The organism is Ectothiorhodospira mobilis (assembly GCF_900114895.1).
Classification (GTDB): Bacteria; Pseudomonadota; Gammaproteobacteria; order Ectothiorhodospirales; family Ectothiorhodospiraceae; genus Ectothiorhodospira; species Ectothiorhodospira mobilis_A.
The window spans coordinates 114,413-129,904 of sequence record NZ_FOUO01000005.1; the positions used below are offsets into that span (position 1 = coordinate 114,413).

General features: G+C 69.7%; 15 protein-coding genes and 1 tRNA gene. 2 read left to right on the forward strand and 14 right to left on the reverse strand.

What is annotated here, in order from left to right; all coding sequences use genetic code 11:
* Window positions 1-43: 43 nt before the first annotated feature.
* The 3 genes from BM214_RS05465 to rpsF are packed head-to-tail and all read right to left on the reverse strand — an operon-like array spanning window position 44 to window position 1,605.
* Entirely contained in the window at window positions 44-955 is a 912-nt protein-coding gene (locus BM214_RS05465; protein WP_090484304.1) for a YybS family protein, read from the reverse strand.
* Window positions 956-981: 26 nt separating this feature from the next.
* The gene (gene rpsR / locus BM214_RS05470; RefSeq protein ID WP_090484306.1) at window positions 982-1,206 is read right to left on the reverse strand and encodes a 30S ribosomal protein S18; all 225 of its coding nucleotides are present in this window, start codon (window positions 1,204-1,206) and stop codon (window positions 982-984) included.
* Window positions 1,207-1,245: 39 nt separating this feature from the next.
* Window positions 1,246-1,605, reverse strand: coding sequence for a 30S ribosomal protein S6 (gene rpsF, locus BM214_RS05475; protein ID WP_090484308.1), 360 nt, complete (start codon window positions 1,603-1,605; stop codon window positions 1,246-1,248).
* Window positions 1,606-1,782: 177 nt separating this feature from the next.
* On the opposite strand from rpsF, the gene BM214_RS05480 reads away from it, so the two are divergent.
* Window positions 1,783-2,466, forward strand: a complete 684-nt coding sequence (locus BM214_RS05480; protein ID WP_090484310.1) for a rhomboid family intramembrane serine protease — start codon at window positions 1,783-1,785, stop codon at window positions 2,464-2,466.
* Here BM214_RS05480 and rlmB read toward each other — a convergent pair.
* On the reverse strand, window positions 2,435-3,202 hold the full coding sequence (gene rlmB / locus BM214_RS05485) for a 23S rRNA (guanosine(2251)-2'-O)-methyltransferase RlmB (protein ID WP_090484312.1): 768 nt from the start codon (window positions 3,200-3,202) through the stop codon (window positions 2,435-2,437). The two genes, BM214_RS05480 and rlmB, sit on opposite strands and share 32 nt — an antisense overlap.
* A gap of 3 nt (window positions 3,203-3,205) precedes the next feature.
* A complete protein-coding gene (gene rnr / locus BM214_RS05490) occupies window positions 3,206-5,563 on the reverse strand; it encodes a ribonuclease R (RefSeq protein WP_090484314.1) in 2,358 nt (785 codons plus the stop codon).
* A gap of 105 nt (window positions 5,564-5,668) precedes the next feature.
* Between rnr and BM214_RS05495 the strand changes: the two genes are divergently transcribed.
* Window positions 5,669-5,755: transfer RNA gene (locus BM214_RS05495), tRNA-Leu, on the forward strand.
* A 269-nt stretch (window positions 5,756-6,024) separates the two neighbouring features.
* On the opposite strand, the gene BM214_RS05500 is transcribed toward BM214_RS05495, so the two are convergent.
* From BM214_RS05500 to mutL, 9 genes are all read right to left on the reverse strand, one after another.
* Window positions 6,025-7,317: an adenylosuccinate synthase gene (locus BM214_RS05500; protein WP_090484315.1), complete on the reverse strand. Its 1,293-nt coding sequence runs from the start codon at window positions 7,315-7,317 to the stop codon at window positions 6,025-6,027.
* Between the two features lies 1 nt (window position 7,318).
* Complete coding sequence (locus tag BM214_RS05505) at window positions 7,319-8,503, reverse strand: ATP phosphoribosyltransferase regulatory subunit (protein ID WP_090484317.1); 1,185 nt, start codon at window positions 8,501-8,503, stop codon at window positions 7,319-7,321.
* Between the two features lie 72 nt (window positions 8,504-8,575).
* Window positions 8,576-8,767: a DUF2065 domain-containing protein gene (locus BM214_RS05510; protein WP_090484479.1), complete on the reverse strand. Its 192-nt coding sequence runs from the start codon at window positions 8,765-8,767 to the stop codon at window positions 8,576-8,578.
* A 17-nt stretch (window positions 8,768-8,784) separates the two neighbouring features.
* Window positions 8,785-9,663 carry a protease modulator HflC gene (gene hflC, locus BM214_RS05515; protein WP_090484321.1) on the reverse strand — a complete coding sequence of 293 codons (879 nt, stop codon included), beginning with the start codon at window positions 9,661-9,663 and terminating at the stop codon, window positions 8,785-8,787.
* A complete protein-coding gene (gene hflK / locus BM214_RS05520; protein WP_090484324.1) occupies window positions 9,663-10,802 on the reverse strand; it encodes an FtsH protease activity modulator HflK in 1,140 nt (379 codons plus the stop codon). Before hflK ends, hflC begins: the two co-directional genes overlap by 1 nt.
* A gap of 84 nt (window positions 10,803-10,886) precedes the next feature.
* A complete protein-coding gene (gene hflX / locus BM214_RS05525; RefSeq protein ID WP_090484326.1) occupies window positions 10,887-12,173 on the reverse strand; it encodes a ribosome rescue GTPase HflX in 1,287 nt (428 codons plus the stop codon).
* Between the two features lie 65 nt (window positions 12,174-12,238).
* On the reverse strand, window positions 12,239-12,487 hold the full coding sequence (hfq, locus tag BM214_RS05530) for an RNA chaperone Hfq (RefSeq protein ID WP_090484328.1): 249 nt from the start codon (window positions 12,485-12,487) through the stop codon (window positions 12,239-12,241).
* A 78-nt stretch (window positions 12,488-12,565) separates the two neighbouring features.
* Window positions 12,566-13,525 (reverse strand): tRNA (adenosine(37)-N6)-dimethylallyltransferase MiaA, encoded by a 960-nt coding sequence (gene miaA / locus BM214_RS05535; protein WP_090484330.1) that lies wholly within the window; start codon window positions 13,523-13,525, stop codon window positions 12,566-12,568.
* A gap of 38 nt (window positions 13,526-13,563) precedes the next feature.
* Window positions 13,564-15,429 carry a DNA mismatch repair endonuclease MutL gene (mutL, locus tag BM214_RS05540; RefSeq protein ID WP_090484332.1) on the reverse strand — a complete coding sequence of 622 codons (1,866 nt, stop codon included), beginning with the start codon at window positions 15,427-15,429 and terminating at the stop codon, window positions 13,564-13,566.
* Between the last annotated feature and the right edge of the window lie 63 nt (window positions 15,430-15,492).

Consider the following 15,492-nt stretch of genomic DNA (forward strand, 5'->3'; position numbering starts at 1 on the left):
CCTCAATCAAGAAACAACGATGTGGCCCGAGCGCATCGGGGCATCAGGTATCATCGGGCCGCGCCCGTTCCGGGAGGCGGCCCCGCAGGTCCAGAAGGCTGTCCACGACGCCCAGGGTGGCCAGCATGACCATCACCTGGGGCAGGGCCAGGAACAGGAGCACGTACACGGCCACCAGCCACAGGCGGTGCAGCCCCAGGCGGGCATGGAGGCCGTGGAGCAGGGCCAGCCCATGCACGAAGAACGCCGCCAGGCACACCAGGGCCAGCTCGAACCAGAGGGTGGCCCCCGTGCCCCAGGCCAGGGCCATGAGCACGGCGAGGACAGCGGCCGGCCCCGGCCCCAGGCGCAGGGCGTGAAACTCCCGGCGGAACCCGCCGGGGTTGTACAGCTGCGACTGCCAGTGACGCGCCAGCATCAGCCCCAGGATCAGGGCCAGCACCGACACCGCGGCCACCATGCCGTTCATGAGGGCGGCCGCCTGACGGAAGAATGCCTCCCGGGCGGCGGGGTCCATGCCGGACTGCTCCAACAGCGGCCCGGCGGCCTGCTGCAGCACCGCCAGCCAGAGGCGGTCGATGCCCGGTGCCAGCAGCTCCAGCAGCAGCACCGCGCCGGCCCCCATGAGCACCGCGGCGAGCAGGGTGGCGGACCAGGACACCCTGGCCCGCAACACCTGCGCCGCGGCCACGGCCGGGAGCCACTGCACCAGGGCGGTGGCCGCCCCTGCCGCCGGGCCAAACCCGGCGGCCCAGGTCATGACGGCGATGACCACGGCGGCAAGGCCCGTCACCGCCAGCCCCTGGGCGGCCCCCAGTCTCAGGGTCACCAGGGCGACGGCGGAACTGCCCAACAGGGCCACCGGGGGCAGCAGCAGACCGCCCGCGCCGAAGCCGGCGGTGGCGGTCACGGCCCGCAGCCGGCCCTGCATGATGAACCCCGCCAGTCTGCGCATGGGATCAGCCGCCCGGGGCGACGGGATCAGTGGTTATCGCAGTAGGGCAGCAGGGCCAGGTAGCGGGCGCGCTTGATGGCGGTGGCCAGCTGGCGCTGGTAGCGGGCGCTGGTGCCCGTGATGCGGCTGGGGACGATCTTGCCGGTCTCGGTCACGTAGTTCTTGAGGGTATTGAGGTCCTTGTAGTCGATGAACTCGACACCCTCGGCGGTGAAGCGGCAATACTTGCGGCGGCGGAAGAAACGGGCCATGGTCTTTCTACCTCGGAATCAGGGGGTGAACGGGGTGGTTCAGGCGGCGTTCTCGCCGGAGGACTCGCCTTCTTCCTCGTCCCGGTTCTTGGCCAGGGGAGAAGCTTCGGTGAAGGCCCGGTCCATGCGCATGACCATGTGACGGATCACGGCATCGTTGAAACGGAAGGCGCTCACCAGTTCCTCCAGGGCGCTCTCGGGGCACTCCACGTTCATGAGGACGTAGTGGGCCTTGTGCAGCTTCTGGATGGGGTAGGCCAGCTGGCGGCGACCCCAGTCCTCCAGGCGATGGACCTCACCCTCGGCGGATTCGACGATCCCCCGGTAGCGTTCCATCATGGCGGACACCTGTTCACTCTGGTCCGGGTGGACCATGAAGACGATCTCGTAGTGACGCATGCGGCTTTCCTTTCGGGTAACAGCCTCCCGGGGCATCCGGTGAGGCAAGGACGGCAGGCCGGGCGCTTGGCCCGGAAAAAGGCGGAATCTTAACCCGTCGTTGCGCTACGATCAATCGACCCGCACCGGGGGCATGCCCCGGCGCCGATCCCATCCGCTTGCGGAAGGAAACAGCCCATGATCCCCCTCTCCGACGAGAACCCCACCGAGCGAGCGCCCCTGGTCTCCTGGGCGATCCTGGTCCTGTGCGTAGTGGCCTTCTTCTGGCAGGTCTCCCTGGGCCAGGAGGGGGCGGCCCGGGCCATATATGGCCTGGGATTCATCCCCGCGGTGGTCCTGGAGGGGGCACAGCTCCCCCCCGGGGTGCAACTGGTGCCGCCCTGGCTGACGCCCTTCACCAGCCAGTTCCTCCACGGCGGCCTGTTGCATCTCATCGGCAACCTGCTCTTTTTGTGGGTGTTCGCCGACAACGTGGAGGACGCCCTGGGGCATGTGCGCTTTGTGCTCTTCTACCTGCTCTGCGGGGCCGCCGCCGCCCTGGGCCACGGCCTGCTGGCCCCGGGTTCGGAGGTGCCCATGATCGGCGCCAGCGGGGCCATCTCCGGCGTGCTGGGGGCCTATCTGCTGCTGCACCCGGCGGCGCGGGTGACCTTCCTCATCCCCCTGGGGCTGATCCTCTACCCCGCCCGGCTGCCGGCGGCCTTCGTACTGCTGTTCTGGTTCGTGCTGCAGCTGCTGCAGGCCCTGTTCACCCCGCCGGACCAGCCCGGCGTGGCCTTCCTGGCCCACGTCACCGGATTCGTCGCCGGGATGTTCCTGCTGCTGGTGTTCAGGCCCCGGGGGCGGTCGCCCTTCGGCTGAGGCGCTGGCGCACCGCCTCGTAGAGACAGACCCCCGCCGCCACGGACACGTTCAGGCTCTCCACCTGCCCCTGCATGGGCAGGTGCACCCGGGCATCGCAGTGTCGGGCGGTGAGCTGGCGCATGCCCCGCCCCTCGGCCCCCAGCACCAGGGCCACGGGGCCGGTGAGATCGGCTGCGTAGAGGCTGTCCTGGGCCTCGCCCTCCGTGCCCACCACCCACACCCCCAGGTCCTTGAGCAGGTCCAGGCTGCGGGCCAGGTTGGTCACCTGCACGAAGGGCACGCTCTCGGCGGCGCCGCAGGCCACCTTGCGCGCCACCGCCGTGAGGCCGGCGGCCCGGTCCCGGGGGGCGATCACGGCGCTGGCCCCGGCGGCGTCGGCGGTGCGCAGACAGGCCCCCAGGTTGTGGGGATCGGTGACCCCGTCCAGCACCAGCAGCAGGGCCTCCTGCCCGGCCTGCATCACCCGGTCCGGCAGGTCCCGCTCCTCCACCGCCCGGGCGGCGGCCACCCGCGCCAGCACCCCCTGATGGCGGCCGCCGCCGCAGGCCCGGTCCAGATCCCCCCGGGGCACCCGCCGCACCGGGAGCGCGGCCGCCTGCGCCCGGTCCAGCAGCGCCGCCATGCGCGGGTCGTCCCGGCCCTGCTGCACCTCCAGGGCCTTCACCCGCCCCGGGTCCCGGCGCAACAGGGCCTCCACGGCGTGCAGGCCGAAGACCTTGTCCCCTGCGGCCACGGCTCAGCTGTCCTTGCGCCGGGGACGGCGGCGCTTGCTGCGGGGCTTGTCCGGGGTCTCTGCGGCGGGGGCGGAGTCCTCCTTCTTGGCGGTGTCACGGGGCTGATTCCGGGGCTTGCGCCGCGAAGAGCCGCCCTTGTTGCGGGACCGTCCCCCGTCACCGGTCTCCCGGTCCCCCTCCTCCGTGGTCTCGGGCACGAAATCGATCTTGCGATCGTCCAGGTTCACCGCCGCCAGGCGCACACGGATGGGATCGCCCATGCGGTAGACCCGGCCGCTGCGCTCCCCTTTAAGGCAGTGGGCCACGGGGTCGAAGTGGTAGTAGTCGTTGGACAGGCTGGTGACGTGCAGCAGGCCCTCCACGTAGATGTCCTTGAGCTCCACGAACAGGCCAAAGGAGGTGACCGTCTTCACCACGGCATCGAAGGTCTCCCCCACCCGGTCCTGCATGTACTCGCACTTGAGCCAGGCCTCCACGTCCCAGGAGGCCTCGTCGGCGCGGCGCTCGGCCATGGAGCAGTGCTCCCCCAGGGACGCCATGTCCGACTGGGTGTAGTCGAACTCCCGCGGCTTGCCGCCGCGCAGCACGTGGCGGATACCCCGGTGCACCAGCAGGTCGGGATAGCGGCGGATGGGGGAGGTAAAGTGCAGGTAGTCGTCGTGGGCGAGACCGAAATGGCCCAGGCGCTCGGGGCTGTACACCGCCTGGGACAGGGAACGCAGCAGGGCGGTCTGCACCAGGTGGCCGTCGGGACGGTCCTTCACCGCCTCCAGCAGGGCGGCGAAATCCCCCGGCTCCGGTTCGTCACCCCCGCCCAGGGAGAGCCCCAGCTCACCGAGAAACTCCCGCAGGTCCGCCAGCTTCTCCGCCTTGGGGCCTTCGTGCACCCGGTACAGGGTGGCCATGCGGTGGCGGCGCATGAAGCGGGCCGTGGCCACGTTGGCGGCGATCATGCACTCCTCGATGATCTTGTGGGCATCGTTGCGCTCGTAGGGGACGATGCGCTCGATCTTGCGGTCCTCGCCGAAGACGATGCGGGTCTCGGTGGTCTCGAAGTCGATGGTGCCGCGGCGCTCCCGGGCCTTGCGCAGCAGTTTGTAGAGCCCGTACAGGTCCTCCAGATGCGGCACCACCGACGCGAACGCCTCTCGTGTCTCCTCGTCCCGATCCAGGAGGATGCGCGCCACCTGGGTATAGGTGAGCCGCGCATGGGAGCGCATCACCGCCTCGTGGAACTGGAACTCGGTGATGCGGCCGCGGGAGTTGACGGTCATCTCGCAGACCATGCACAACCGATCCACGTCCGGGTTCAGGGAGCACAGGCCATTGGACAGGGCCTCGGGCAGCATGGGGATGACCCGGTCCGGGAAATAGACCGAGGTACCGCGGCGGTAGGCCTCCTGGTCCAGGGGGTCCCCGGGATGCACGTAATGGGAGACATCGGCGATGGCCACCCACAGCTTGTAGCCGCGCCGCCCCAGGGATTCGCAGTAGACGGCATCGTCAAAATCCCGGGAGTCCTCCCCGTCGATGGTCACCAGGGGCATTTCGCGCAGGTCCAGACGGTCCTTCTTGGCCGATTCCGGCACCTCTTCGCCGAAGTGCTGCGCCGCCTCCAGGGCCTCTTCGGGCCACTCGAAGGGCAGCCCGTGGGCGCGCACGGCGATGTCCACCTCCATGCCGGGGGCCATGTGCTGCCCCAGCACCTCCACGATCTGACCGATGGGACGGGTGCGCTTGGTGGGCTGCTCGCGGATCGCCACCACCACGATCTGCCCCGCCTCGGCCCCGCCCAGCCATTCCGGCGGGATGAGCACGTCCATGGGCAGGCGCTTGTTGTCCGGGTCCACGAAGCCGATGCCCCCCTCGATGCTGAGGCGGCCCACCACCTGCTCCGTGTTGCGCTCCAGGACCTCGATCACGGCCCCCTCGCGGCGTCCGCGGCGGTCGATGCCCACCACCCGGGCCACGGCCCGGTCGCCGTGCATCAGGGCTCGCATCTGCCGGGGGGAGAGGAACAGGTCATCCCCGCCCTCGTCGGGGATGAGGAACCCGAAGCCGTCGGGATGGGCCGTGACCCGCCCCCGCACCAGGTCCGACTGGTTCACCGGCAGCCAGCCGCCGGCCCGGTTGCACACCAGCTGCCCGTCCCGTTCCATGGCCCGCAGGCGCCGCTGCAGGGCCTCCAGATCCGTATCCTCGTGCAGGTCCAGCAGACCGGAGAGGGTTTCGAAGGACACCGGGCCATCGGCCTCCTGGATCACCTTGAGGATCAGTTCCCGGCTGGGGATGGGGCGTTCGTATTTCTTGGCCTCGCGGTCGAAATGAGGGTCTTGGATGGTCTTCTTCTTTCGTGACATGGAATCGCCGAATAATTTTTTGTGGCGGGGCGTTGACACAGACCCCGGATGACTGTAAAGTTTGCGCTCACTTGAGACGCGGGCAACAAAAAAGCCCGCACCTCTGCCGAGGTGGCGGAATTGGTAGACGCGCTAGTTTCAGGTATTAGTGGGGGAGACCCCGTGGAGGTTCAAGTCCTCTCCTCGGCACCAATCTTCTTTTGAAAAGGCCCGCTCAGCGGGCCTTTTCTCGTTCAAGGGGCGGGATTCTACGCCCTTTCCCCGGTAAATCCCACACCAGCGCAGCCGCGGCCCCATGACGCCTTGGAAAAACGGCGCCGAGGGCCGCCCCGCGCCACGGGACAGGCCGCACCGCACTGCGGGGATCGGCAGGCGCGTCCCCGCGGGGCGGCCCATGCCCTCCCCCGGACGCCGGGGCACGCGGCCCCGGCCCGGGTTCCTTGCGGCCCTTACCGCGCTTCTCAATGGAAGGGGTGCCGCTGCAGGATGGTCTGGTCCCGATCCGGACCGGTGGAGATCATGTCCACCGGCACCCCCGCCACCTCCTCGATGCGCTTGAGGTAGGCCCGGGCATTGGCCGGCAGGTCCTCCAGATCGGTGAGCCCGGCGGTGGATTCCCGCCACCCCGGCAGGTCCTCGTATACCGGCTCGCATTCGGCGAAGGCATCGGCCCCGGCCGGGGGCTCGGCACTCACTGTGCCGTCGCAGCGATAGCCGACACACAGGCGCACCGTGTCCAGGCCATCCAGTACGTCCAGCTTGGTGATGCACAGCCCGCTGAGGCTGTTGATGGTCACCGCCCGCCGCAGGGCCACGGCGTCGAACCAGCCGCAGCGCCGGGGACGGCCCGTGGTGGAACCGAACTCGTGCCCCTTCTGCGCCAGGTGCTCGCCCATGGCATCGAACAGCTCCGTGGGGAAGGGCCCGGATCCCACCCGCGTGGTGTAGGCCTTGGTGATGCCCAGCACATAGTCCAGGTCCAGGGGCCCCACCCCGCTGCCGGTGCACACCCCGCCGGCGGTGGTGTTGGAGGAGGTGACAAAGGGATAGGTACCGTGGTCCACGTCCAGCAGGGTCCCCTGGGCCCCCTCGAACATCACCGAGGCCCCTTCCCGGCGCAGCTGCTGCAGGCGGGCGGGCACGTCCATCACCATCGGCGCCAGCCGCTCCCCCACCTCCAGGGCATGGTCCAGCACCGCCTGGAAGTCCAGGGTCTCCGCCTTGAAGTAGTGCTTGAGCACGAAGTTGTGGTAATCCAGCACCTCCCCCAGCTTGGCGGCGAAGCGCTCGCGGTGGAACAGGTCCCCCAGGCGCAGGCCGCGGCGGGCCACCTTGTCCTCGTAGGCCGGGCCGATGCCCCGCCCCGTGGTGCCGATGGCGGAGGCCCCGCGGGCCTTCTCCCGGGCCTGATCCAGGGTGACGTGATAGGGCAGGATGAGCTGGCAGGACTCCGACAGGCGCAGGCGTTCCCGCACCGGCACACCGTTGTCCTCCAGCATGGCCATCTCCTTGATGAGGGCCTCCGGCGACAGCACCACGCCGTTGCCGATGAGGCACTGCACGCCCTCGCGCAGGATGCCCGAGGGGATCAGGTGCAGTACGGTCTTGCGGCCGTCGATCACCAGGGTGTGCCCGGCATTGTGCCCCCCCTGGAAGCGGACCACCGCCGCGGCCTTCTCCGTGAGCAGGTCCACGACCTTGCCCTTGCCTTCATCGCCCCACTGACTGCCCAGGACCACTACAAATCTGCTCATTTCAAGCGTCCACCACTGTCCAATGATTGTCTGTTTTCACCAGGACCCGGTCGCAGCCCATGGCCGCGGCATCCCCGGTCTGACCCGAGAGCCCCCGGATGACCCGCTCGCCCCGGCGGCGCAGGTCCTCCACCGCCGCCTCCAGCCCCGGATCGGGGTCCGCTGGCGCGAAGATGGCCGCCGGGGCCGGGTTCTCGGGGCAGCGGGACAGGCGCACCAGGGTCTTGAGATCGGTGCTGAAGCCGGTGGCCGGGCGCGCCCGGCCGAAGACCCGGCCGATATCGTCGTAGCGCCCGCCCCGGGCCACCTCCTGGCCGTTGCCCGGCAGGAAGGCGGCGAAGACCAGCCCGGTGTGGTAGTGATACCCCCGCAGCTCCGCCAGGTCGAAGTGCAGCGCCACCCCGGGATGGGCGGCGCGCAGCCGCGCGGCCATCTCCTCCAGGGCCTCCAGGGCGGTGAAGACCCCGGCACCGGCACCGGCCAGGCGGTCCCGGGCCTGGGCCAGGGTGTTCTCGTCGCCGTTGAGCTCCGCCAGGGCGGCCAGGTGTCCGCGGCTGCGGGCCGGCAGGTCCAGGGCCTCCAGGCAGGCATGGATCTCCGGCACGGCCTTGCGCTGCAGCATATCGAACAGGTCCGACTCCTGCTGCCGGTCCAGGCCGGCATCTTCCGCCAGCTGGCGGAAGATGCCCACATGCCCCAGATCCAGCAGGGGGGATTCCACGCCACAGACCTCCAGGGTGCGCAGCATCAGGCGCAGGATCTCCAGATCGCTCTCCATGCCAAAATGACCGTACAACTCCGCCCCCACCTGCAGCGGGCTGCGGGTCCCGGCGAAACCGTCGGGGCGGGTGTGCAGCACGGTGCCCACGTAGCACAACCGCGTGGGCACCTCCCGCTGCAGGCAGTGGGCGTCGATGCGGGCCGCCTGGGGGGTCATGTCCGCCCGCACCCCCATGAGCCGCCCGTTCAATTGATCGGTGAGCTTGAAGGTCTGCAGATCCAGGCCATGCCCCGTCCCGGTGAGCAGGGACTCCAGGTATTCCACCAGGGGGGGGATGATCAGCTCGTACCCCCAGGCGTGATAGAGATCGAGCAGTTCCCGGCGCAGGGTCTCCAGGCGTTCCGCCAGCGGCGGCAGGGCCTCCTCGATCCCCTCGGGAAGCAACCAGCGATTGGTGTCGGTCATGTCAAGGCGTCGTGTCGATGGGCAAAGGATCGGGCCGGCGGCGGGCCCCATGTACGGCGGGGGCCGTTCGCCTCAGCCGCGCACCCACCAGAGCAGCAGGGCGCCGGCCAGCAGGGTGAACAACCCGACCCCGCGCAGCACCCCATCGGGCAACTGCGCCGCCTGCAGGAAGGCCCGGCGCAGGCCGCCGGGGTGAATGGAGGGCAGCAGGCCCTCGATCACCATGAGCAGGGCGAGGGCCGTGAGCAGATCGGACCAGTCCAAGGCCTGCCCTCCCGGGGTCACTCACCCCCGTTCAAGACCGGGGCGCCGCCGCCCTGGAAGTAGCGGAAGAACTCGGAATCCGGCTCCAGCACGTAGACGTTGTCCTTTCCGGACATGCTGTTGCGATAGGCCAGCAGGCTGCGATAGAAGCTGAAGAAGGCCGGATCCTGCTTATAGGCATCGGCATAGGCGGCCGCCGCCTGGGCATCCCCCTCCCCGCGGATCTCCTGGGCCTCGCGGTAGGCCTCGGCCAAGAGGATGGTACTCTCGCGGTCGGCCCGGGCACGGATGCGCTCGGCCTCCTCGCGGCCCCGGGCACGGAACTCCTGGGCGATGCGCTGGCGCTCGGCGCGCATGCGCTCGAACACCGACTCGCTCACCTCGGTGGGCAGCTCCATGCGCCGGATGCTCACGTCCACCAGGCTGATACCCAGATCGTCGGCGGCATCCAGGGCCTGCTGGCGCACCGCCCCCATGATGGTGAGGCGCTCACCGGAAATCACCTTGTTTAAGGTGTATTTGGCGAACTCGTTGCGCATGGCATCCCGCAGGATCTGGGCCATGCGTTGTTCGGCCACCCGTTCATCCCCCCGGGTGGCACGGAAGAACTGGGCCACGTCCTCGATACGCCACTTGGCGTAGAAATCCACGATGACATTCTTGGCCTCGCTGGTGAGGAAGCGGTCCGGGGGGATGTCCAGGGTGAGCACGCGATCGTCATAGGTGCGCACGTTGTTCACCAGTGGGAACTTGAAGTGCAGTCCCGGCTCCGGGTCCACCTGCTTGATCTCCCCGAGACTGAAGACGATGACCCGTTCGCGCTCGTCCACCGTATAGGTGGAGGACAGCAGCACCAGCAGGACGACGACGACGGCGGCAGCGGCGATCCTCAACATCAACGCACCTCCCGGGAACGGGGATCCGGACGCGTGCCCGGGTTGGGCAGCGGCATGGGTGTGGAATTCACGCCTCGGGGCCTGTTACCGGAGTCCGTCTCCGCATCGCCCCCCTGCCCTGTGAGCAGCTGATCCAGCGGCAGGAGCATGAGGTTGTTGCCGTCCTTCACGTCCAGGAAGACCTTACGCGTGGAACCCAGGACCTCTTCGGCGGTTTCGATGTAGAGGCGCTCCCGGGTTACCTCCGGGGCACGCTCGTACTCCGCCAGGAGCTGGCTGAAGCGGGAGGCATCCCCCCGAGCCTGGGACACGACCTCTTCCCGATAGGCCTCGGCCTCCTGGATGCGGCGGGCCGCCTGGCCCCGGGCCTCGGGCACCACGCGGTTGGCGTAGGCCTGGGCCTCGTTGCGGAAGCGCACCTCATCCTCGCGGGCGCGGATGGCATCGGCGAAGGCCTCCTGCACCGGCTCCGGCGGCTGCGCCTGCTGCATGCTCACCGCGGTGACGGCCACACCCAGGCCGTAGGTGTCCAGGGCCTCCTGGATGGCGGTCTGGGCGGTGCTGGCCACCTGGGCCCGGCCCTCGCCGAGGATGTACTCCATGCGGTTCTTGCCGATGCGTTCGCGAATGGTGGATTCCATCACCTGGCGCACGGTGGTGTCGGGATGGCGCACATTGAGCAGGAAGTCCACCGGATCGCTGACGCGGTACTGCACGGCCACATCCACGTCGATGATGTTTTCGTCGCTGGTGAGCATGAGGGCGCTGTGCTCGATGGAACGGATGGTGCCCACATCCACGATCTCTACCGTCTCCACGGGATAGGGCCAGTGCCAGTTGGGTCCGGGCATGGCCACGGAGGTGAAGGCGCCAAAGCGCAGCACCACGCCCCGTTCCCCCTCGCTGACGATGAAGAAACCCGAGGCCAGCCAGATCACCAGGGCGAGGAGGGCGGCCAGGCTGATCCCCGCCTGGGCGCCGCGGCCCATGCCGCCGCCCCCGCCATCCCCGAATAGGTTCTTAAACCGAGCCGACCACTTCCTGAGGAGTTCTTCGAGATCGGGGGGGCCCTGGTTGCCGCCGCGGTTACCGCCGCTCCAGGGATCCTTGTTGCCGTTACCCGGTTCGTTCCAGGGCATGTGCTGACTCCGTCGAAAACGCGATCATGCGTGTGGGGTGAGGCGGCCTCGCGGCCGAATTCCCGGCCACACAAGCCGGTCATTCTAGTCTTCGGACAGTTTCGGTGTGAACCCTGCCCCCCGAAAAAGTTCGTCCAGGCGCCGCCGCGGCAGGACCACGCGCAGGCGCCAGCCGCCACTCTCCAGGGTCTGTTCCTCCTGCACCGCGTCCATGTCGAACAAATGCGCCCGCTCCCGTCCGCCCCCGGGGGGCAGTTCCAGCCAGCCGCTGACCATGGCGCCGGCAAAACGCTCCGCCAGGCGCTCCCGCAAGGCCTCCACCCCCTCGCCGGTGGCCGCCGACAGCCACACCCGGTCCGGCTCGCCAAAGGCTCCGGGCTCCACCCGCGGGGCGGCCCCGGGGATCAGGTCCACCTTGTTGAACACCAGGATCTGGGGCACGTCCCGGGCGCCGATCTCCTCCAGGACCCGGTTCACCTGTTCCATGTAGAGATCCCGGCGCGGGTCGTGGGCATCCACCACATGCAGCAGCAGTGCGGCCTCCCGGGTCTCGGTGAGGGTGGCCTTGAAGGCGGCCACCAGGTCGTGGGGGAGATGGCGCACAAAACCCACCGTATCCGCCAACACCACCGCCTGCTGCGAGGGTAATTCCACGCGCCGCAGGGTGGGGTCCAGGGTGGCGAAGAGCTGGTCGGCAGCGTAGACCTCCGCCCGGGTGAGGCGATTGAACAGGGTGGACTTGCCGGCGTTGGTGTAGCCCACCAGGGAGACGGTGGGCACCTCCGCCCGGCGCCGGCCCTGGCGACCCTGCTCGCGCTGGTGTTCCACCTTCTCCAGGCGGCGGCTGATCTGCTTGATGCGCCCCCCCAGGAGGCGCCGGTCCGTCTCCAGCTGGGTCTCGCCGGGGCCGCGCAGGCCGATGCCCCCCTTCTGGCGCTCCAGGTGGGTCCAGCCCCGCACCAGGCGGGTGGACATGTGGCGCAGCTGGGCCAGCTCCACCTGCAGCTTGCCTTCGTGGGAACGGGCGCGCTGGGCGAAGATATCCAGGATCAAGCCCACCCGGTCCAGCACCCGGCATTGCAAAAGCTGCTCCAGGTTGCGCTCCTGACTGGGGGAGAGGGCGTGGTTGAAGATGGCCACCTCGGCCTCTTCCTCCCGTACCCGGTCACGCACCTCCCCGGCCTTGCCGCTGCCGATGAAGTATCGCGGATCGGGGGTCCTGCGGCTACCGGTGATCAGGGCCACCGGCTCGGCGCCTGCGGAACGCACCAGCTCCAGGAATTCGTCGCAGTCCTCTGCGGCCTCCTCCCGTTCGGGGAGATCCAGATGGACGAGAACGGCCTTCTCGCCGCGGCGGGGTCGGTCAAACAAGGCGGGGTTTCAACCTCCGGCAGGGGATGACCCGGGCCGCATCCGCGGCCGCGGGGCGTCGGGGATCAGGATGCGTCCTCTGCGTGGCCGTCCTCCCCCATGGAGAGCTTCACGGGGCGGGACGGGACGATGGTGGAGATGGCGTGCTTGTAGACCATCTGGCTCACGCTGTTCTTGAGCAGGACGACGAACTGGTCGAAGGAATCGATCTGTCCCTGGAGCTTGATGCCGTTCACCAGGTAGATGGAGACCGGGATGCGCTCCTTGCGCAGGGTGTTGAGAAAGGGTTCTTGTAGGGTCTGCCCTTTTGACATGGGGTGCTCCGGGTCGTGTCTCGTTATTGTGGTCCGGCCCCGTACCCACGTGGGACCGGATCGCCGTTTACGCGGATTCTAGCATAGGCCCCCGGGGCCCATCGGGTCCGCGTGGCGGCGCACCCGGGCCAGCACCGATTCCGGATCCAGCCCCTCCGGATCCAGGGGGACGATCCCGGGATAACGCCGCAGCCAGGTCATCTGCCGCTTGGCCAGTTGGCGCGTGGCGGTCACGGCCTTTGTGACCATGGTGTCATGGTCCAGTTCCCCTTCCAGATAGGACCAGACCTGGCGGTAGCCCACGGCGCGGATGGCGGGCAGCGCCGGCGACAGGTCGCCGCGCCGGTGCAGGGCCCGCACCTCCTCCACCAGCCCCCGGTCCAGCATCGCCTCGAAGCGGCGGGCGATGCGGGCCCGCAGCGGTCCCCGATCCCCGGGCATCAGGGCCAGGCGCAGCACCCGATGGGGCAACCCCGGCTGCGGCGCACCGCCCTGCTGCGCCGACAGGGGACGGCCGCTGACGCGGCAGACCTCCAGGGCCCGTTGCAGGCGCTGGGGATCGTTGGGGTGGATGCGCGCCGCCGCGGCCGGATCCAGCCGCGCCAGCTCCCGGTGTACCGCCGCCCAGCCGGAGCGGGCCGCCAGGGCCTCGATCTCCCGGCGCACGGCCGGATCCGCCTGCGGCAGGGGGTCCAGACCGAACTCCAGGGCGCGGAAATAGAGCATGGTCCCCCCCACCAGCAGGGGCAGACGGCCACGGGCGTGGATGGCGTCCACGAGCCCCAGGGCGTCCTCGCGGAAACGGGCCGCGGAATAGCTCTGGGCGGGATCCAGGATGTCCACCAGGTGGTGGGGCACCGCCCCCAGGATCTCCGGGGACGGCTTGGCGGTGCCCACGTCCATGTCGCGGTAGACCATGGCCGAGTCCACACTGATGATCTCGCAGGGCAGTTCCCGGGCCAGGGCCAGGGCCAGTTCCGTCTTGCCCGTGGCGGTGGGGCCCATGAGGAAGACGACGGGCAAGGGGGATAGGTGCATGGCGTTGTGGGAATCAGCAAAGGGATTCGGGATGGGCTTCAGCGCCCGCGCTGGAAGAGCCGGTCCAGCGCGTCCATGGACAGCAGCGTCCAGGTGGGGCGGCCGTGGTTGCACTGGCCGCTGCGTTCCGTGGCCTCCATGTCCCGCAGCAGGGCGTTCATCTCCGGCAGGGTCAGGCTGCGGTGGGCGCGCACCGAGCCATGGCAGGCCATGGTGCCCAGCAAGGCGTGGATACGCTCCTCCACACGACTGGAACTCCCCTGGGCCTTCAGGTCGGTGAGGACGTCCCGCACCAGGGCGGCGGTGTCCCCCTGGGCCAGCAGGGCGGGCACGGCCCGCAGCCGCAGCCGCTCCGGCCCGGCCCGGTCCAGTTCCAGACCCAGCCGCTGGAAGGTCTCCCGCCGTGCCTCGGCCAGATCTGCCTCCGCCCGGCTCACCTCCAGGGTCTCGGGCAGCAGCAGCGGCTGGGCGCGGATCCCTTCCTCCTTCCAGGCCCGCTTGAGGCGCTCGTAGGTGATGCGCTCGTGGGCGGCGTGCATGTCCACCAGCACCAGGCCGTCCCGGTTCTGGGCCAGGATATAGACCCCGTGCAACTGCCCCAGGGCGAACCCCAGCGGGGGGTCCTCCGGTGCCTCCTGCTGCGCCGTCCCCGCGGTGGCCTGCGGCTGTGTCGGGGCCTCGGCATGCAGACGCTGGTAGGCGGCCATGGCCTCGGCCACGGGCAGACCCAGCCGCCCCTGGGTGCCTCCCGGGTCCCGTTCCCCGGGGCCTCGGGTCGGCATCTGCGGGGCCGCGGCGGTGGGCCGGTGGCCCGCCTCAAGGGGTGCCTGCTGCTCCCCGGGACCGCCCTCGCCCCCGGATGCGGCTTCGCCAGAGGGAGCGGCAGGGGCGGGCACGGCCCCGGGTCGCAGTTCGGCCAGGGCCCGGTGCAGGCTGCGGAAGAGGAAGTCGTGCACCAGGCGGGCGTCGCGAAAGCGCACCTCGTGCTTGGCAGGATGGGCGTTCACGTCCACCAGGGCCGGGTCCAGTTCCAGGAACAGGACATAGGCCGGGTGGCGGCCGTGCTGGAGCACGTCCCGGTAGGCCTGGCGCACGGCGTGGGTCACCAGGCGGTCGCGCACCATGCGCCCGTTGACGCCGAAATACTGCAGGTCCGGCTGGCTGCGGGAGAAGGTGGGCAGACCCATCCAGCCCCAGAGCCGCAGTCCGGCCCCCTCCTGTTCCAAAAAGACCGATTGCTGGATGAAGGGCTCGCCGCAGATGCGCGCCACCCGCTGATCCCGCGCCGCAGCCTCCGTGGCCGGTGGCAGGCGCAGCCCGCTGCGGCCGTTGTGCACCAGTTCCAGCCCCAGGCCCGGGCGGGACAGGGCGATGCGCCGGATCACCTCCTCCAGATGGCCGTACTCCGTACGCTCCGTGCGCAGGAATTTGCGCCGCGCCGGGACGTTGTAGAAGAGATCGCGCACGTCCACGGTGGTGCCCACGGGATGGGGCGCGGGCTCAGGGTCCTCGAAACGGTCGCCCCCGTCCCCCCGCAGGGTCCAGCCGCTGTGGGCGCCGGCCACCGCCGAGGTGAGGGTGAGCCGGGACACGGAGGCAATGCTGGGCAGGGCCTCGCCCCGGAACCCCAGGCTGGCCACCCGTTCCAGGTCCGCCAGGTCCGCGATCTTGCTGGTGGCGTGGCGGCGCAGGGCCAGGGCCAGTTCGTCCCGGGGGATGCCGCGGCCATCGTCGCGCACGCGGATACGGCGCATGCCCCCCTGCTCCACATCCACCCGGATCTGCCCGGCACCGGCGTCCAGGCTGTTCTCCAGCAGCTCCTTGACCACCGACGCCGGCCGCTCCACCACCTCGCCGGCGGCGATCTGGTTGATCAGCTGGGGGGGCAGTTCACGGATGGACATGACGGGCCTTCGCGGGGGGCGAGGGCGAAGGATAGCGCAAGCGGGCCGGGAGACACGACCGCC